Below are 18,005 nucleotides of genomic sequence, written 5' to 3'. Positions count from 1 at the left end.
CCCCTCTCCTTTTCCCTTGCTGTTGTTCCCCTGATGCTTAGCCGCCTTCAATTGAGCGATTTCCGTAATTACGGCAGCGCAGAGGTGGATTTGTCCCCGTCCCTGAAGTGATCCTGGGGGATAATGGCAGCGGCAAGACCAGTGTTCTTGAAGCCATTTACTTTATCGGCAGTGGCGGTCGTTCGTTTCGGGGCGGTCGTTTGTCGCGCCTGGTGCGCGATGGTGCGGAAGCCGCCACGTTGTATGCGGAGGTTTTAGCCGCTGAGGAATTGCACCGGCTTGGGGTGGATCGCAGTCCTACAGAGGAAGGTGGGCGCTCGAATGTCTGACCCAATTTTTAATCGCATTGCCGTCATTGGCCTGGGGCTGATTGGTGGCTCCTTCGCAGCGGCCGCGCGCGAAAACGGCCTGGCCCGTTCCATCGTGGCCGGTTCCCGCTCCGAGCGGACCCTGGAACAGGGCATCGCTTTGGGCGTGGTCGACGAGGGCAGTCAGGATCTTGCCGAGGCCGTGGACGGGGCCGATCTGGTGTTCGTTTCCACCCCCGTGTCGGCCATGGGGAAGGTGCTGGCGGCTTTGAAACCGGGCCTGTCCGGCACGGCCATCGTCACCGACGGCGGCAGCGTGAAGGGCAACGTGGTTACGGCCGCCCGTGAAGCGTTAGGGGAACATTTCTCCCGGTTTGTGCCCGGCCATCCCATTGCCGGCAAGGAGAAAAGCGGTGTGACCGCCGCCGATGCGCAGTTGTATCGCGATCACCGGGTGATCCTGACGCCCACTGATGCCACCGACCCGGCGGCCACCGCCAAAGTGCGGGCCATCTGGACGGCCATGGGCGCGGAAGTGCTGCAGATGTCGCCGGATTACCACGACCAGGTCCTGGCGGAAACCAGCCATTTGCCGCACCTGCTGGCGTTCTCGCTGGTGGACACGCTGGCCAGGCAGGGAGATTCCACCGAGATCTTCCGCTATGCTGCCGGCGGTTTTCGCGACTTCACCCGCATCGCCAGCTCCGATCCGGTGATGTGGCACGACATCTTTCGTGAAAACAAGGCGGCCTTGCTGCAGGCGCTGGACCAGTTCAGCGATGGCATCGGCCGCTTCCGCCAGGCGGTGGAAAATGAAGATTCCGATGCCCTGATGGGCATCATGACTCGGGCGAACACCGCCCGGGCCCATTTTTTGGCTATGAACGGGCGCACTTCCTATACGCGCGCCCACCATGTTCAGTGTGCAGGTGACGACGTAACCATGACAGACAGTAATGACGCCGCCCAGAATCCCACTTTTGTGGTAACACCGGGTGGTCAGCTACAGGGCCGCCTGCGCGTGCCCGGCGATAAATCCATGTCCCACCGTTCTATCATGCTCGGTTCGCTGGCAGAAGGGGTGACCCAGGTAGAAGGCTTCCTGGAAGGGGAGGATGCCCTGGCGACCTTGCAGGCATTCCGCGACATGGGGGTGGTGATTGAAGGCCCCCATAACGGCCAGGTGACGATTCACGGGGTCGGGTTGCATGGCCTCAAGGCACCGGGTAAAGCGTTGTACATGGGCAACTCGGGCACCTCCATGCGCCTGCTGACTGGCTTGCTGGCCGGCCAGGCTTTCGATGTGGAGCTGACCGGGGATGCCTCCCTGTCCAAACGTCCCATGGAGCGTGTCGCCAAGCCGCTGCGGGAGATGGGCGCCCAAATCACCACGGGCGAGCAGGGGCGTCCCCCGGTGCGTATTCGTGGCGGTCAGCCCCTCAAGGGCTTCCATTACGACCTGCCAATGGCGTCCGCCCAGGTGAAATCAGCCGTGTTGCTGGGTGGTTTGTATGCCGATGGGGAAACGTCGGTGACCGAGCCGGCTCCCACCCGGGACCATACCGAGCGGATGCTGGGCGGTTTTGGCTATGAGGTGCGCCGTGACGGCGCCACCAGTGCGCTGACGGGCGGTGGCACACTGTCTGCCGGCAAGCTGGAAGTGCCGGCGGATATTTCCTCCGCCGCCTTCTTCCTGGTGGGGGCGTCCATCGCGGCCGACAGCGAAGTGACCTTGCCGCATGTGGGCATCAACCCCACACGCACCGGCGTGATCGACATTCTCAAACTAATGGGGGCGGATATTCGCCTGGAAAATCAGCGAGATGCCGGCGGCGAGCCGGTGGCGGACCTGGTCGTCAAGGCGGCGCCGCTCAAGGGAATCGAGATCCCCGAAGCACTGGTGCCGCTGGCCATCGACGAGTTTCCGGCGATCTTCATCGCTGCGGCCTGCGCCGAAGGCGAGACAATCCTGCGCGGCGCGGAAGAGCTGCGCGTGAAGGAATCCGACCGCATCCAGGTGATGGCCGATGGCCTGGCCGCGCTGGGCGTGAGCCATGAGGTGTTCGAAGACGGCATTCGCATCACCGGGGGTGAGTTCGGTGGCGGTGAGGTCCAGTCCCATGGTGACCATCGCATCGCCATGAGTTTTGCCATGGCCGCCCTGCGCGCCACTGGCCCCATTACCATTCATGATTGCGCCAACGTGGCCACCAGCTTCCCCGGGTTCGCCCAGTTAGCGACCCATGCAGGCCTGAAGCTGGAGGTGAAATGACCCCTATTTTGACGATTGACGGGCCGGTTTCCTCCGGCAAGGGCACCGTGGCCCGCTTGGTGGCAATTCGCCTGGGCTGGCACCTGCTGGATTCCGGTGCCTTGTACCGTGTGCTTGGATATCATGCACGAAATCAAGGTGTTGCGCTGGATGACGAGCCTGCATTGATCGCTCTCGCGGAGGATTTGCCGGTGCGGTTTGTGGAGCAGCAAGGCAATACCGCGGTGATTCTTGCTGGTGAGGATGTGTCCAATATCATTCGCCAGGAAAGTGTCGGCGAGCTGGCCAGCCAGGTGGCCGTGCTGCAGCCTGTGCGTGACGCCTTATTGGCCCGTCAGCGGGCTTTTGCCGAGTCTCCCGGGCTGGTGGCGGATGGCCGTGACATGGGCACTGTGGTGTTTACCTCCGCTCCCCTCAAGATTTACCTCACTGCCAGCGCTGAAGAGCGCGCCAGACGGCGCTTTGAGCAGTTGAAGGAAAAGGGCTTTGGTGCTACCCTCGCGACCCTCGTCGAGGACATCCGCACCCGGGATGACCGTGACATGAACCGTGAGGTGGCGCCATTGCGCCCGGCAGACGATGCCGTGGTGATCGATTCCACCACCATGACGGTTGATGACGTGGTAAACCGGATTCTTGATGAGGCTGCCGCACGCCAGTTGGCGTAACGGTAGCACACACTTCGTTAGCGCCCTTCGGTGGACCGCCATCGTGGGGCAACTCTGTGTTAAGCGGCCGATCTGCTCAACCCTGAAAAAGTAAGCCAGCTGGGGAAGGGCGGGTCTCATCTATTGACTAACCCATGTCTGCTGGTTGGCATGTGCGAAAACTTGAGTGAATTTCATGACTGAATCTTTTGCTGATCTCTTTGAAGAAAGCCTAAAGGACCTGGACGTTGCCCGTGGCTCCATTATCAAGGGTACCGTTGTATCCATCGATAGCGACTGGGTAACCGTTAACGCAGGCCTGAAATCCGAAGGCATTATTGCCCGTGAAGAATTCCTCAGCGAGGCAGCGAGCTGGAAATCGTTGAAGCGACGAAGTCGATGTTGCTGTAGACGCCATCGATGATGGTATGGGCTTCACCCGTCTGTCCCGTGAAAAAGCCAAGCGCGCCGAAGTTTGGGGCGAGCTGGAAAAAGCTTTCGACGAAGACGAGATCGTAAAAGGTATGATTTCCGGCAAGGTGAAGGGTGGCTTCACTGTCGACATCGGCCCGATCCGCGCCTTCCTGCCCGGCTCTCTGGTTGATATCCGTCCGGTTCGCGATGTTGCGCACCTGGAAGGCAAAGAGCTGGACTTCAAGGTCATCAAACTCGATCCCAAGCGTAACAACGTGGTGGTTTCCCGTCGTGCGGTGATGGAAGCAGAGCACAGCGCAGAGCGCGAGCAGCTGCTGGAATCCCTGCAGGAAGGCATGGAAGTCAAAGGTATCGTGAAGAACCTGACCGACTACGGTGCGTTCGTGGACCTGGGTGGCATCGACGGCCTGCTGCACATCACCGACATGGCCTGGAAGCGTATCAAGCACCCGAGCGAGATCGTGGAAGTTGGCCAGGAAATCGACGTCAAGGTACTCAAGTTCGACCGCGAGAAGATGCGTGTCTCCCTGGGTCTCAAGCAGCTGGGCGAAGATCCGTGGCACGATATCGTGGGCAAGTACCCGGAAGGTACCCGCGTGAAAGCCAAGGTAACCAACCTGACCGATTACGGCTGCTTTGCCGAAATCGAAGAAGGTGTGGAAGGCCTGGTTCACGTTTCCGAAATGGATTGGACCAACAAGAACATCCACCCGTCCAAGGTTGTAGAGATTGGCGACGAAGTGGAAGTGATGATCCTGGACATCGACGAAGACCGTCGTCGTATCTCCCTGGGTATCAAGCAGTGTCAGTCCAACCCGTGGGATGCCTTCGAGCAGAAGTACCAGAAAGGCGAGCGCATCAGCGGCAAAATCAAGTCCATCACTGACTTCGGCATCTTCATCGGCCTGGAAGGCGGTATCGATGGTCTGGTGCACCTGTCCGACATTTCCTGGGAAGAGCAGGGCGAAGACGCCGTGCGTAACTTCAACAAGGGCGATGAGCTGGAAACCGTGGTACTTTCTATCGACGCAGAGCGCGAAAGAATTTCCTTGGGTATCAAGCAGTTGACAGATGATCCGTTTGCTCAGTATGTTGCTGCTAACGATAAGGGCGCAATTGTTAAGGGCGTAGTGAAAGCAGTCGACGCGAAAGCGGCCACTGTTGAGCTGGCTGAGAACGTTGAAGGTACCCTGCGTGCCAGCGAAATCAGCCGTGATCGCGTTAACGATGCGACCGAGGTTCTCAAGGTCGGTGACGAGGTGGAAGCCAAAATCACCAACGTTGATCGCAAGAACCGTGTTCTTAGCTTGTCCATCAAGTCCAAGGATCAGGCTGATGAGCGTGAAGCCGTCGAAGGCCATCAGGAGCAGCAAGACGCTAACGCTCCGAAGACCATTGGCGACTTGATCAAGAAGCAAATGGAAAGCAGCAACGAGTCATAAACGGCTCCTCCCGGGGGCCGGCATCGCGCCGGCCCCACTGGGCTGGGAGCCCAGGGAGTAAGCTGTAATGGCATTAACCAAGTCAGAACTGATTGAGCGCATTGCCGACCGGCAAGCGCAGCTGTCCCCCAAGGATGTGGAGCTGGCAGTCAAGACCTTGATCGAGCAAATGGCCGATTCCCTGGCCGGCGGTGGTCGCATTGAAATTCGCGGCTTCGGCAGTTTTTCCCTCCATTTCCGCGCCCCCCGCGTGGGTCGCAATCCCAAAACCGGTGCCAGCGTCGAGCTGCACGGTAAATACGTTCCTCACTTCAAACCTGGCAAAGAGCTCCGTGAGCGTGTCAATGAATCGCTGACAGACTCAGGCGAAGATGTTGATAATAACGGCAGTGACGGCAATCAAGCTGCCGCCAGTTAGTGTTGCCCGGCTTTCGAGCCTGGCCAGAAAAGGACGTTCCCGATGCGAAACCTTTACCGGATTCTGGTAATTCTGGCCGTTGTGGCCATTTTTCTTGTCGCCTTCCTCTTTGTTACCAGCAATCGTGATCTGGTGATGATCGATCTCTTGGTAGATGCCTGGCAGTGGCAGGTCTCACTGGGTGTGCTGGTAGTCTCCGTGCTGGCCATCGGCTTGCTGCTGGGCCTGCTGGCCGGGGTTGGCCTGCGTGGCATCAAGGGCCTGTTTTCATGAGCGAATCGTTGTGGCTGATTCCGCTGTTTTTTGTGGCCATTTCTGCCGGTTTTTTCATGGGGCGACGCGAAAGCAAGCGTCGCCAGCGCCGCCGTATGGCATCCCTGTCCAAGGACTATGTGGCCGGTATCAACTTCTTCCTCAATGAAGAGCCTGACAAGGGCATTGAGGCCTTGCTCAACAGCCTGGACGTGAGTGAAGAAGGGCTGGAAACCCACCTGGCCTTGGGCAAGCTGTTTCGCAAGCGGGGCGAGTTTGACCGTGCCGCGCAGTTGCATACTCATCTGCTTGAACATGGCGACTATGGTCGGCCGGTACAGGAAGAAATTCAGCTGGAGCTGGCACAGGATTATCTGGCCAGCGGCATCTTTGATCTGGCCGAACAGGTACTGCTGGAAATGCTGGACCAGGATTGCCAGGCCAAGGATGAAGTGTGCGAACAGTTGATGGGCTTGTACGAACAGGAGCGTGACTGGGTCAACGCTATCAGCATGGGTGAGCGCCTGCTCAAGAACCGTGCGAACCTGGCGCCGGTGTTGGCCCAGTTCTGCTGTGAGCAGGCGGAAACCCTGCGTCGGGACGGCGACACCAATCCGGCCCGCCGCATGCTGCGCCGGGCGTTGTCATTCGATAACCAGTGCGTGCGCGCCAGCCTGGCGGAAGGTGACCTGGAAATGGAGGAATCCAACTGGGGCGCCGCGATTGATGCCTTTCAGCGGGTCTGGAACCAGGACAGCGACTTCTTTGATGAAACGCTGGAGCGCCTGCGAGAGTGTTTTCAGCATCAGGAAAAGGAAGAAGATTTCATCCAGATGCTGGCCGATTACAGTGCAGAGAAACCCAGCACCACGCGTATTCTGTTGCTCTCTGAAACGTTGAAAGAGCGCTATGGCGACAAGGAAGCGGCGGACTTTATCCGTGAATACATGAAGGCCAACCCGTCTGTGCGGGGGCTCAACCGCATCATCGATATGAGCCTGGCCAGCACCGCCGAGGGTGAAGCCCGTGAGCATCTGGACATGCTCAAGCAGGTGTCGGAGAAGCTGCTGAGCGACAAGAGCCTCTACAAGTGCCGCCGCTGTGGTTTTGAAACCCCATTGATGCAATGGCGCTGCCCAAGCTGCAAACGCTGGGGCACCATCAAGCCGGTGGTGAAGGAAGTCTAGAAGCAGCTGTGAGCCATGAGCTATCAGCTGTGAGCGACAAGCTAGGCTGGATTGGATTGGTATATAGGCCTAAAGGCACTGATTTCCTCGGCATTTCTACGAAGCGGCTGTAGGATTCCGCTTGAGGGACGAACCGTGCGAAGCACGGAATCGACCGCAGGGCGATCAGGCATTTCCGGGCTCTACGGGCCTCTAAAGAATGGCCTCCCTTCGGCCTCGCTACGCTCAGGTTCGCACCTCAAGTGGTGCTCCTACAAAAACCGCTCGCAGGACGATTAACGCTTGCCAATGGCAATTCTTGAACCCGGTTATCCCAGCGCCTACCATAGCTCCGCCTACCATCACCCAGGATCTCTGCCATGCCTATTTCCAGCCCCGTTATTGTCGCTCTGGACTATCCCGATGCAGCCCAGGCTCTGGCCATGGCAAAGCAACTGGATCCGGCCAAGGTGCGGGTAAAGGTGGGCAAGGAAATTTTTACCCGCAGTGGCCCGGCGGTGGTGGAATCGCTACACAAGCTGGGCTTTGAGGTATTTCTGGACCTGAAATTCCACGACATCCCCAATACCGTGGCAGGCGCTGTGGCGGCCGCGGCGGACATGGGCGTGTGGATGGTGAACGTGCACGCCAGTGGTGGCCAGCGGATGATGGAAGGCGCGGCCAATGCCATTGCCAATCGCGCCCAGCGTCCACACCTGATTGCCGTGACTGTGTTGACCAGCATGGATGACAGCGATCTGCAGCAGGTGGGTGTGGTGGATGTGCCCAAGGTACAGGTGCAGCGCCTGGCAGAGCTGGCCAAGGCGTCAGGCATGGATGGCGTGGTCTGTTCTGCCCAGGAAGCGGTAATGCTGAAACAGGCCTGCGGATCGGCCTTTGAACTGGTGACCCCGGGGATTCGACCGGAAGGGTCAGACGCGGGAGATCAGCGTCGGGTGCTTACACCGGTACAGGCTCGTGATGCGGGTGTGGACTATATGGTAATCGGCCGGCCCATCACCCAGTCCGCCACACCTACGGATGTAGTCGACGCTATATTACAAAGTCTGGCCTAATCTGCTTACAACACCGTTTGTGGCTGGCGGATAACAGCAGTATTTATGCCTCCTTAAAGTGAGATTTCCATTCAGAATAAAGAATACGGAGATCTCATATGAAACCCTGTTACGTTGCGATTCTGCCTCTGCTGATGGCCCTGGTAATGCCCGCCGCTGCCGTCGAACTGCAGCCTGCCCCTGGCACAGACGCTGTCAAAACCGCCGCCGCAGAACCCGCCAAGGCGGCTGGGGCGAAGGCAGAGAACCGTGCCGTCAATTTGAATACTGCCGATATGGCCGAACTGGAAACACTGCACGGGGTTGGCCCGAAAACGGCCCAGGCGATCATCGATTTTCGGGATAGCCAGGGCGGCTTTACCAGCCCGGATCAGCTGCTGGCGATCAAGGGTATCGGGGAGAAAACACTGGCGAAAATGCGCGACCAGATCGTGGTGCAATAGCACGCCAGGGGCTGATTGCTGCGCGGGAAATCTATCCCGCGCAGCGATTCAGCGAGAGAATCAGGGGTGAGGTTCGTTGTCTTCATCATCCTGATGGTCGATAACACTGAGGTCGTCGACACGATCCACGTCCCGTTCAGGTCGCGGCGCCTTGGGAGGCACAGGCACAGGCTCGCCGTTTTCCTCCGGGTTTTCCGCTTTCCCGCCTTTCTCTCCTTTGCTTTCTTTTTCCTTGCTGGCTTTTTCTGCCTGGGCTTCCACTTCCTCGGTGCTCTTCTCTTCACCGATGCGGAAGGCCGCAAAGCCGGCGTGGACCACCTGGTTAACCGCCATGCCCAGCACTCGCCCGTTGTAGGGGGCGATAATGGCGCTGCCCGTATTGCTGATCGGGTCGGTGACGGTGCCGAGGATCTGGCCCTTTTTCACCTTGTCGTTGAGTTTCACCTCGGAGAGCAGAATCCCGCCCTGGCTGGCACGAATCCATTCTGATTCGAAGAACACCGGCTGTGGAGCGCTCCAGAAACGGCTGGCCTTACGCATCTCCAGGTTTTCCAGCAGGGTTTCAATGGCCTGCACGCCATAGTTCACTGCCTGGGTTTCCAGCCGGTTGGGGCCACCGGCTTCCATGGTCACGGCGACGATGCCGTCTTTAACCGCCGCATCGCGGAGCATGCCGCTGACACCGGGGCTGTGCAACACTGTCATGCCGCCAAAGTGCTTGGCGAAGGCGACCACGTCCTGGTTATCCAGATCCGCGCGTAGCTGAGGCAGGTTGACCCGCTTCTGGGAGCCGGTGTGCAGATCGACCAGATAGTCGCAGTGGCTGACGATATTGCCAAACAGGGAATGGGCCACGCGACTGGCCGCGCTGCCATCCTTGTTGCCGGGGAAATAACGGTTCAGGTCACGGCGATCGCTCAGGTAGCGAGTACCACTGCGAAAACCGTCCAGGTTGACGATGGGCACACCAATCACCGTGCCAGCCAGCTGATCCGGTTCCAGTTCGTACATCAGGCGGCGGACCATCTCGATGCCGTTCAGTTCATCGCCATGGATGGCGGCGGTGAGGCAGAGTTTGGGGCCGGGTTTGTCACCGTGGGCGACCAGTACCGGCACCGGCGTGGCAATGGACGCGAAGGACTGATCCGGCGTCCAGTGCAGGGTGGCAAAGGTGCCGGGTTCCACTGTCTGGCCCAGCAGTGGCAGGGGGGAGGGTTTTTCCGGCTCCGCCTCGGCGTTACCAGACGCTTCGTCTGCGTCACTCTGGTTGCTGTCCGCCCGGTGAGGAGGCTTGTTGGGCGTGTCAGCGTCGGTTTCCTGCTGCCGCTCCAGCGCTCGCTCTTCGTCTTCCATTTCGGTGGCCCAGACGGGCTGAGCCAAGGCGGTGAGCAATGACAGGATGCCCAGGGTTATCCATGACAGGCGTTTGTGCACAAACGGCTCCTTGCGTGTCGTTTTCCGTACGGCCGGCGCGGCGCACCGCGCCCGCGCTAGCCCTGTTGGTCCAGCTCATCCCAGCGGGAGAAAGCCACTTCCAGTTGCTGCTCCAGCTCACTTTGCCGGGCTTGTGCAGCACTGATATCAGCCGGCTCACCCTTGTAAAAATCCGGGTCGGACATGCGTGTCTGTACCGCGTCCAGATCCGCTTCCAGCTGTTCGATGCGAGCGGGTAATTGTTCCAGTTCCCGTTGATCCTTGTATGACAGCTTCTTGCGGGCAGGAGCAGGCTTTTCCGCTACTGCTGCCGGCTTGGCGGCTTTGACGGCTTTTTCCCGCTTCGGTTCCGGACGCTGGCGTAACCAGTCCTGATAGCCGCCCACATAGCTGTTCAATTCACCGTGCTCGAAGACCAGCGTGGAGGTCACCACATTGTCGATGAACTCACGGTCGTGGCTGACCAGCAGCAGGGTGCCCTGGTAGTTGATCAGCTGTTCCTCCAGGAGTTCCAGGGTTTCCGCATCCAGATCGTTGGTGGGCTCATCGAGTACCAGCAGGTTGAAGGGCTTGGTGAACAGCTTGGCCAGCAGCAAACGGTTGCGCTCGCCGCCGGACAGGGATTTCACCGGCTGGCGAACCCGGGCGGGGTCGAACAGGAAATCCTGCAGATAGCCGATCACATGCTTGTTCTGGCCATTCAGGTTGATCACATCGGAGCCTTCCGCCACGTTGTCGATCACGCTTTTTTCTTCGTCCAGGGTGTCGCGCAGCTGGTCGAAATAGGCCACCTGCAGCTGGGTACCCTGTTTTACGGTGCCGCTGTCCGGAGCCAGGCGATCCAGCAGCAGGCGAATCAGGGTGGATTTACCACAGCCGTTCGGGCCCAGAATGCCCACCCGGTCGCCGCGCATCAGGGCCACGGAAAAATCGCGGACAATCTGTTTGCCGCCCACCGCATAGCTGATTTGGTCGGCTTCCACCACGATCTTGCCGGAGTTGTCGCTGCTCTGGATGGTCAGGCTGGCGGTGCCGGTGCGGCTGCGGCGCTGGGAAAATTCGTCGCGCATGGCTTTCAGAGCACGCACCCGGCCTTCATTGCGGGTGCGGCGTGCCTTGATGCCCTGGCGAATCCACTTTTCTTCCTGACTCAGTTTCTTGTCGAACTCGGCATTGGCTCTTTCTTCCGCATCCAGCGCCGCTTGTTTGCCACTCAGGTACTTTTCATAACTGCCGGGCCAGCTGGTCAGCTTGCCGCGATCCAGCTCGATGATGCGGGTGGCCAGTGAACGAATGAAGGCCCTGTCGTGGGAAATAAAGACCAGGGTAGTGCCAAAGTTTTTCAGGAACTCTTCCAGCCACTGGATGGATTCCATGTCCAGGTGGTTAGTGGGCTCGTCCAGCAGCAGGATGTCCGGGTCCTGTACCAGAGCACGGGCCAGCAGTACGCGCCGCTTCATGCCGCCGGAAAGGCCGGCGAAAGACATGTCACCATCCAGATTGAGCTTGGAAAGCACGGTGTCCACCCGCTGGGACAGCTGCCAGGCACCGCGGGCCTCGATCTCGGTGCTCAGCTCTTCGAAGCGGGCCAGTATCTTGTCGTCCCCGTCGCCCAGATGGTGTACCAGCTCGGCGTGTTCGCTGAGCAGGGCGCCTTGCTCCCCCAGCCCTTCGGCCACCATGAAGTGCACGCTGTGCTCCTGGTCATCGGGCACTTCCTGTTCCAGCCGGGCCACACTCAGCCCCTGGGTCTTCTCGATCTGACCGTCATCGGCCTGAATTTCTTCGGCGATGACCTTCATCAGGGTGGACTTGCCCGCCCCGTTACGGCCGATCAGACACAGGCGCTCACCCACGTCGATGGACAGGTTGACGTGGTCCAGCAGCGGTTGTTGGCCATAGCTGAGTTGAATGTCGCGAAGGGTAATCAGTGGCATACTTTATAAATCCAGGCGTCATGAAACGCGCATCACGCAACCCTCAGCCTTCAAACCCAACAACACCGGGCGAACGAGACAATGGCAAGAGGTGAGAGTCAGTGCCTCGCGCCCGGGCCTTTAAGCAGGGAGAATGGGGGCCGGATAAGTACGGCCTGTCCCGGTTGAAGCGGGTCGCGTGTTGCGTGCAGCGTCTATCTAATTGAACGCGCAGTGTAGCAGCTTGTTACGGGCGTGTACTGGTACTTGGCGCCAGGCCGCTGCAGCATGGTCTGGTAAAGAAAGGCTGGCGGCAGGGCCGCCACAGGACAAGAAAGAACAAGGAAGGGAGGGGTAATGTCGGAATTTCTGCGCGAACGCTACGAAGAGGTGGATCTGACGCCGGGGCAGGGCAAGATCACGGCGACGATCTCCATCGGACTGGGTTTTTTGGCGCTGCTGGGAAGTTTCTGTTTTCTTTATCCGGAACTGTTTACCACGCCTGAATTCAGGGCGTTCTATAATGCCGAGATCTTGCGGCTACTGCTGTTTATCGGCATCGGTATCGGGTTTACCTGCGGGTTTTTCAGCGTGTTTCGTCACCAGGAACGGCGTTACGGCATCATCGGCATGGTGCTGGCCTGCATGGCTGCGCTAATCGGTTCCGGGCGCCTGGATGTGCCACCGGTGGATGGCCGCAGCCTGTATGCCGGCCTGGATTATTTTATCCTGACACTGCTGGTGCTGGGGCTGGTCTTTATTCCGCTGGAGCGCGCCTACCCGAAGAACCGGGAACAGAAGACCCTGCGCGGTGGCTGGGTGACGGACATGAAGTACTTCCTGTTCAGCCATGTGGCCCTGCAGCTGATCAGCTTCTTCACCATCATCCCTATTCAGGTGTTGCTGCACGACAAGGTGGATATCGGCTTCCAGCAGGCCATCGCCAGCCAGCCCCTGTGGCTGCAGTTCATTGAAATTCTGATTGTGATCGATCTGGGCAGCTACTGGATTCACCGGGCCTTCCATGAAGTGCCCTGGCTATGGAAATTCCACGCCGTGCACCATTCCACCACCCAGATGGACTGGTTAGCCTCCTCACGGCTGCATGTGGTGGAAATTATCGCCAACCGTTTTATTGGCTATCTGCCGATCTTTATTCTCGGCTTCTCACCCTCGGCGGTGTATGCCTATCTGGTGTTCGTGTCGTTCCACGCCATTTTTATCCACGCCAATGTCCGTTTCCGGTTCCCGGGCGTGCGCTGGCTGATCGCGACCCCGGAATTTCATCACTGGCACCATTCCTCGGAAGACGAAGCCGTAGACAAAAACTACGCCGCCTTCCTGCCCATCTACGATAAACTGTTCGGCACCCTGATCATGCCGGATCGCCTGGCCGCCGAGTACGGCACCCGTGCCAGCACCCAAGTGCCGGAAGGGGTGGTCAAACAGTTCCTGTTCCCGTTCCGCCGGGGCTGAATATGCATTCCCATCGCAACCCTCAAAGATGAATTTATGGATGACGTGATAGACATGCTGCGTGAGCGCCATGACGGTGGTCTGGTGGCTCTGGAACTGCCAGACGAAGACCGGTTGGTGGAAATTGAAGAGCAGCTGCTGATTTCACTGCCGGGGGATTACAAGGAGTTCCTGCTTAACGCCAGCGACATCGTCTGTGGCAGCCTGGAGCCAGCCACGGTGATGGACGACTACGCCCACAATTTCCTCCCGGAAATGGCCGCCAACGCCTGGGACCAGGGCCTGCCTCGCTATTTGATTCCCGTTTGCGAAGCCGGCAACGGCATCTACGCCATGTCCCAGGAAGGGGAAGTGGTGCTGTGGGAGCCGGGTAGCGGCATCAACGAAGACGAGGTGTGGGGCAGCATCTGGCAATGGGCGCGGGAAGTGTGGTTAGAGAGTTAATTAATAGTTAATAATGAATAATTAATAGCTAAACCCTAAACCGACCTGACGTAGCCGCTGTAGGAGCGCATCTTGAGGCGCGAACCGAGCGACAGCGAGGAAAAGCCGTTTCGAGTTACGAGAAGCGAGTTTCGAACCCCAGAACCCGAAACCCGTTCTGTTTTGTCTTTCGCAACTCGAAACTCGTCACTCGCTTCTCAACCCAGTACTATACCCCCGCCAAATCGAGCTCATTATTAATCAACACCACGCATTGCGACGCAAACAGCATGGTCGGTCCCAGGCTGATCTTCTCCGTGCCCAGTCGCTTCAGGCTGTTGAAGCTCTTCTTCGGCATGGGAATGTGATCAGTGAGCAGAAAACAGGGTTTCTCGGCAAAGGTGAGCTCGCGGATGCTCTCTCCCTTGGGGTCCATCATGTACAGCTGATGCCCATCCTCAGCCAGCTCCTTCACCAGCTTTTCAAAGCTCTGCGTGCGCACGGTAATTCCGCTCTCCACGGCTTTCATCTGTTCCTTGCCCATGCCGGCAGAAGCATCCAGCGCCCGCACCACCTTGGCCAGCAGCGCCTGCTCATGAAATCCGCCAATATCCCGCATCTCCGCCGCCACAAAGGTGATGGTGCGGGAATAGTCCTGGGTGCTTTCCAGCACCAGATGCACTACCGCATCGTCTCGATGCGACTGGGCCACAAAAATCGCATTCATCAACGTATGCGCCAGAATCTCGCTATGGGCATCCCCGCCCACGTTGGCGAGTAGAGTCTGGCTGTTAGTGGAGGCCGCGCGGGCCCGGAGAACGAAGGTTCGCATGGTCAGTGGCTCAGAAAAATGTGGAAAGATTGTACATCACAGGAGGCTCTAACGTGATCGCAAGATCGTAAAGTTGCACGCGTCGCTCGTTTTCAGCGGAACGTTCCGCATAATCCGGAACGGGCAATACCAATACGCTGAATGCACGAATTGAACAGGGGCGCTCCTTACTCTTCAGAATTTCTATTCTTTTTAGGGTTGATAACACACTCAAGTCTGATGGCCTCCTGATTGAACTTTCCTAAGGTTGTGGGAATCGAAGGAAGAAAATTCAGGGTGTGCTTGTGCCCTGGATGAAAATAAAAAAGCTGGCCTAACGCTTCCCAGGTAAATGACTCATGTATAGAACTCTCGCGATAATCATGGCGTTTTTGCTGTTTGCCATTCAGTACGGGTTTGCAGAAGAGGGAGTACCTTTAATGCGGCCGGATGGGTCTACAATCACTTTCTATCTGGACAAGAAAGGAGGTCGGCATCTGCTGGTGCTGATGCAGGGATCGGATTGCAATAGTGTGGTACACAGCAAGGTGATTAATGACCGCTTTGCCGCTGTGATCGGTGATGCGGATGTTCTTACGGTGGAAAAATATGCCCTTACCCGGTCGGTTCCCTGGAACGGTTCGGGTGACAGTCCGGAGTGTCCGGCATCGTATTATGAGCATGATTCTCCGAGACAGCGGGCGGACGACTATCTGCAAGTGATGTCATGGTTAGATGAGCAACTTGAATATGACAACATTATTCTTCTGGGGGGGAGTGAGGGGGCACTGGTTGCAGCAATGGTTGCTTCCCGGAGTGATAAGGTGAGTGCGGTTATCACTCTTAATGGCGGAGGCCGATTTTTCGTTGATGACGTTTTTTATAGCATGAGCGTTGATCTTCCACCGGAAGCATTTGAACAGGCAACACAGGGGTTTCTGGAATTTAAAGGAGCCATCGAAAGTTCCGAGAGTATGACTTTTGTGATGAGTGGGCACGGTTTTCGTTGGTGGAAGAGTATGTTGGCTGCAGATCAGACTGAACTGTTGCTGAGTGTCAGCGCCCCTTTGTTGATTATTCAGTCCGAACTGGATAAGAGTGTTTCGCCAAAGCTGGCTTATGATCAAGCGAGGATGCTGATGAAAAACAGGAATAACGTCGAATTTCGCACGGTTAAGGGACTTGATCACAAGTTTCATGATCCTTCTGGAAAGGACCGCACAAGCGAAGTCGTCTCTTCCGTTAAAGAATGGTTAGGAGACAACCAGATAACAAGCGAAATCCGGTGATGACATTGGTGCGCCAGGCAAGGCGCGCAAGGACATTTACCTGGGGCCGCAGTAACGGGAGTGTTTTGAGTGACGAATTTGGGGTCAGATCTTGCCCTGGTCCCCAAGTAGCAAAAGGCAAGGCCTGATCCTAATGGCTGGTCGGAAGGAGGCAAGAGCTGGTAATTGTGCGAGGTATTATCTGTGGCCGTCTGGCTTGTTAAAATTGTCAAAGAGATTGTAAGGAGCGGTTTCATTTTGGGGTATCGGGGTGGATGGATTTTTTTGTTTCTCAATATGTAGGTAAACTGTCTTTTTCATTTTTAGAGCGTTAGGCATCAAAAGCCCAGGTAAAGCTATCCAGGAGTAATGAAATGGCATTGAAAAAATCATCAAAGCAGCTCGTTTCTGAAGCGTCAGAAAAAATAGAAACGCTGTCCTTGGAAGAAACAAAAGCTCTTGTTGGAAATTCAGATGTTCAATTCGTCGATATTCGTGATGTCAGAGAGCTTAACAAAGAAGGTACTATTCCAGGCGCAATACATGCCCCGCGCGGTATGCTCGAGTTTTGGGTGGATCCTGATAGTCCATATTTTAAGCCTGTCTTTGCTGAAGATAAGAAGTTTATCCTTTTTTGCCGCTCCAGTTGGCGGTCGGCACTGGCAGCCGCTACGTTAAAAGAGATGGGGTTGAACAATGTCGCTCACATTTCCGGTGGGTATGGAGCATGGGTTGAATCGGGAGGGAAAACCGTTCCCGTTAAAAAGAAAATATAGTGTTCTTGATCGAGGTTGTTTTTCTTATGAAAGCATTGGGGAGAGACTTTTCTTTCGTCGCGTGCTCTGCCAAGCCCACCCCCTTTAGTGGACATCTTCTCATAACCGTGCAGCGTATCCGCAGTCAAACCTCTCGTTTCCCGTTACTTGGCTTCAGCAGGGAAATGGGAAGATTGGCCTTTTCCTCGATAGCCTGAGTTCAGGAGAAATTCAATGCACACCAACGAACGACCACCGGGTATGAATGAAGCGGATCGTGTGATCCTGTTTGATGGTGTTTGCGTGCTGTGCAGCTACTGGGCACGGTTTCTGGTGCGTTTTGATGCTCGCCGCCGATATAAGCTGGCTACTGTGCAGTCTGATGAAGGGCGTGCGATTCTGGCCTGGTGCGGTTTGCCGCTTGAGGAATTTGATACGTTGGTGCTGGTGGAGAAAGGCGCGTTTTATGTGCGTTCTACCGCCATTATTCGGGTGCTTAGGGGGCTTCCTTTTCCGTGGCCACTGGCGGCGGTCGCGCTGATATGCCCGCGTGGCATACGTGACTGGCTGTACGACCGTATGGCGCGCAATCGCTACCGTCTTTTTGGTAAATACGATGCCTGCGTGCTTCCTTCGCCGGACCACGCAGACCGTTTTCTGGGGGCGAAGTAGGTGATGAATCTTCAGGTCTGCCGTTTTTCCATCGCCTTTATCTGGCTTTATCAGGGCATTGTACCGAAGCTGCTGGGGCCCCATGCGGATGAGCTGCGCATGAATATGGCGCTTGGCCTGAATGAGGCACAGGCGCACCTGCTTTCTTATGTGGGGGGTGGGATGGAAGTGGTGCTCGGGTTGATGGTGTGGGTCTTTTACCGCCAGCGCTGGCCTTATGTCATCACTATTGCGGCCTTGTTCGGGCTGTTCGCTTTCACTCTTTTTGTGGTGCCTGCGTTTACCGTATCTGCATTTAATTCAACCACGGTTAATCTCGCGGTCTGTTCACTGGCGGTCATTGCGCTTGCCGAGCTGCGTGTGATGGAATCCGGAGGCTGACGTGCGCGCAGACAGTGCGACAACCGATCACACCAAAAATGACTCCGAGACGACGATGTTTATTGCAATGAACCGCTTCAAGATCAAACCCGGCTGCGAGCAGGACTTTATCGCTATCTGGAAAGGCCGGGATACTTTTCTGCAAGAGGTGCCGGGCTTCAAGAGTTTCAATCTGCTGCAGGGGGCAAGCACCGAGGAGTACACGCTGTTTTCGTCCCACGCCACCTGGGAATCCCGTGAAGCGTTTGAAGGCTGGACCAGGTCGGATGCGTTCCGAAAGGCCCACGCCAATGCCGGCGCCCGCAAGGATATTTACCTGGGGCCGCCGCAGCTGGAGTGTTTTGAGGTGGTGCTGTAAGCCCAGGCTCCCCGTAGGCGCGTTGCGGTTACCCAATCGAGTTGCGAGAAAC

The 18,005-nt window shown here is 57.2% G+C and carries 18 protein-coding genes and 1 pseudogene; 16 read left to right on the top strand and 3 right to left on the bottom strand.

The genetic code is table 11. The features are described 5' to 3' along the window. Nucleotides 1–107: 107 nt before the first annotated feature. From ADG881_RS17865 to ADG881_RS04530, 9 genes and pseudogenes are all read left to right on the top strand, one after another. Nucleotides 108–329 (top strand): hypothetical protein, encoded by a 222-nt coding sequence (locus ADG881_RS17865; protein ID WP_007151320.1) that lies wholly within the window; start codon nt 108–110, stop codon nt 327–329. Next, complete coding sequence (locus tag ADG881_RS04565) at nt 322–2,580, top strand: bifunctional prephenate dehydrogenase/3-phosphoshikimate 1-carboxyvinyltransferase (protein ID WP_007149164.1); 2,259 nt, start codon at nt 322–324, stop codon at nt 2,578–2,580. The genes ADG881_RS17865 and ADG881_RS04565 overlap by 8 nt, the downstream gene beginning before the upstream one ends. After that, on the top strand, nt 2,577–3,248 hold the full coding sequence (cmk, locus tag ADG881_RS04560; RefSeq protein WP_007148871.1) for a (d)CMP kinase: 672 nt from the start codon (nt 2,577–2,579) through the stop codon (nt 3,246–3,248). The genes ADG881_RS04565 and cmk overlap by 4 nt, the downstream gene beginning before the upstream one ends. A 175-nt stretch (nt 3,249–3,423) precedes the next feature. Further along, nucleotides 3,424–5,104, top strand: a pseudogene (gene rpsA, locus ADG881_RS04555) (30S ribosomal protein S1). A gap of 67 nt (nt 5,105–5,171) precedes the next feature. Next, the gene (ihfB, locus tag ADG881_RS04550) at nt 5,172–5,522 is read left to right on the top strand and encodes an integration host factor subunit beta (protein WP_007149969.1); all 351 of its coding nucleotides are present in this window, start codon (nt 5,172–5,174) and stop codon (nt 5,520–5,522) included. Nucleotides 5,523–5,564: 42 nt separating this feature from the next. Next, complete coding sequence (locus ADG881_RS04545) at nt 5,565–5,795, top strand: lipopolysaccharide assembly protein LapA domain-containing protein (protein WP_007148948.1); 231 nt, start codon at nt 5,565–5,567, stop codon at nt 5,793–5,795. Beyond that, nucleotides 5,792–6,961 (top strand): lipopolysaccharide assembly protein LapB, encoded by a 1,170-nt coding sequence (gene lapB / locus ADG881_RS04540; RefSeq protein WP_007150041.1) that lies wholly within the window; start codon nt 5,792–5,794, stop codon nt 6,959–6,961. Before ADG881_RS04545 ends, lapB begins: the two co-directional genes overlap by 4 nt. Nucleotides 6,962–7,320: 359 nt before the next feature. After that, complete coding sequence (gene pyrF, locus ADG881_RS04535) at nt 7,321–8,016, top strand: orotidine-5'-phosphate decarboxylase (RefSeq protein WP_007150397.1); 696 nt, start codon at nt 7,321–7,323, stop codon at nt 8,014–8,016. 98 nt (nt 8,017–8,114) lie between these two features. Next, nucleotides 8,115–8,459 (top strand): helix-hairpin-helix domain-containing protein, encoded by a 345-nt coding sequence (locus ADG881_RS04530; RefSeq protein ID WP_007150004.1) that lies wholly within the window; start codon nt 8,115–8,117, stop codon nt 8,457–8,459. A 60-nt stretch (nt 8,460–8,519) separates the two neighbouring features. On the opposite strand, the gene ADG881_RS04525 is transcribed toward ADG881_RS04530, so the two are convergent. Together ADG881_RS04525 and ADG881_RS04520 are read right to left on the bottom strand one after the other, a co-directional pair. Next, nucleotides 8,520–9,893, bottom strand: a complete 1,374-nt coding sequence (locus tag ADG881_RS04525) for a succinylglutamate desuccinylase/aspartoacylase family protein (RefSeq protein ID WP_007150468.1) — start codon at nt 9,891–9,893, stop codon at nt 8,520–8,522. A 56-nt stretch (nt 9,894–9,949) separates the two neighbouring features. Continuing rightward, entirely contained in the window at nt 9,950–11,830 is a 1,881-nt protein-coding gene (locus ADG881_RS04520) for an ATP-binding cassette domain-containing protein (RefSeq protein WP_007149448.1), read from the bottom strand. A 336-nt stretch (nt 11,831–12,166) separates the two neighbouring features. Here ADG881_RS04520 and ADG881_RS04515 point away from each other — a divergent pair, with 336 nt between their 5' ends. Both ADG881_RS04515 and ADG881_RS04510 read left to right on the top strand, forming a co-directional pair. Then, a complete protein-coding gene (locus tag ADG881_RS04515; RefSeq protein ID WP_007149728.1) occupies nt 12,167–13,285 on the top strand; it encodes a sterol desaturase family protein in 1,119 nt (372 codons plus the stop codon). Between the two features lie 36 nt (nt 13,286–13,321). Beyond that, a complete protein-coding gene (locus ADG881_RS04510; protein WP_007149491.1) occupies nt 13,322–13,729 on the top strand; it encodes an SMI1/KNR4 family protein in 408 nt (135 codons plus the stop codon). A gap of 208 nt (nt 13,730–13,937) precedes the next feature. Here ADG881_RS04510 and trmY read toward each other — a convergent pair whose 3' ends face one another. After that, nucleotides 13,938–14,540: a tRNA (pseudouridine(54)-N(1))-methyltransferase TrmY gene (gene trmY / locus ADG881_RS04505; RefSeq protein WP_039926125.1), complete on the bottom strand. Its 603-nt coding sequence runs from the start codon at nt 14,538–14,540 to the stop codon at nt 13,938–13,940. A gap of 362 nt (nt 14,541–14,902) precedes the next feature. Between trmY and ADG881_RS04500 the strand changes: the two genes are divergently transcribed. The 5 genes from ADG881_RS04500 to ADG881_RS04480 all read left to right on the top strand — a co-directional run bounded on the left by ADG881_RS04500 (nt 14,903) and on the right by ADG881_RS04480 (nt 17,953). Beyond that, nucleotides 14,903–15,808 carry an alpha/beta fold hydrolase gene (locus ADG881_RS04500; protein ID WP_007149999.1) on the top strand — a complete coding sequence of 302 codons (906 nt, stop codon included), beginning with the start codon at nt 14,903–14,905 and terminating at the stop codon, nt 15,806–15,808. Between the two features lie 353 nt (nt 15,809–16,161). Then, a complete protein-coding gene (locus ADG881_RS04495) occupies nt 16,162–16,563 on the top strand; it encodes a rhodanese-like domain-containing protein (protein WP_039926124.1) in 402 nt (133 codons plus the stop codon). A 213-nt stretch (nt 16,564–16,776) separates the two neighbouring features. After that, a complete protein-coding gene (locus tag ADG881_RS04490) occupies nt 16,777–17,214 on the top strand; it encodes a thiol-disulfide oxidoreductase DCC family protein (protein ID WP_039926121.1) in 438 nt (145 codons plus the stop codon). 3 nt (nt 17,215–17,217) lie between these two features. Next, nucleotides 17,218–17,595, top strand: a complete 378-nt coding sequence (locus ADG881_RS04485) for a DoxX-like family protein (RefSeq protein ID WP_007148395.1) — start codon at nt 17,218–17,220, stop codon at nt 17,593–17,595. Nucleotides 17,596–17,650: 55 nt separating this feature from the next. Then, nucleotides 17,651–17,953, top strand: a complete 303-nt coding sequence (locus ADG881_RS04480; protein ID WP_007150753.1) for an antibiotic biosynthesis monooxygenase — start codon at nt 17,651–17,653, stop codon at nt 17,951–17,953. The last annotated feature ends 52 nt before the right edge of the window (nt 17,954–18,005 follow it).

The sequence above is a fragment of the Alcanivorax sp. DG881 genome, assembly GCF_000155615.1.
Lineage (GTDB): Bacteria > Pseudomonadota > Gammaproteobacteria > Pseudomonadales > Alcanivoracaceae > Alcanivorax.
Note: the sequence above shows the minus strand (reverse complement) of the source record. Positions and strands in the feature narration are given on the sequence as shown.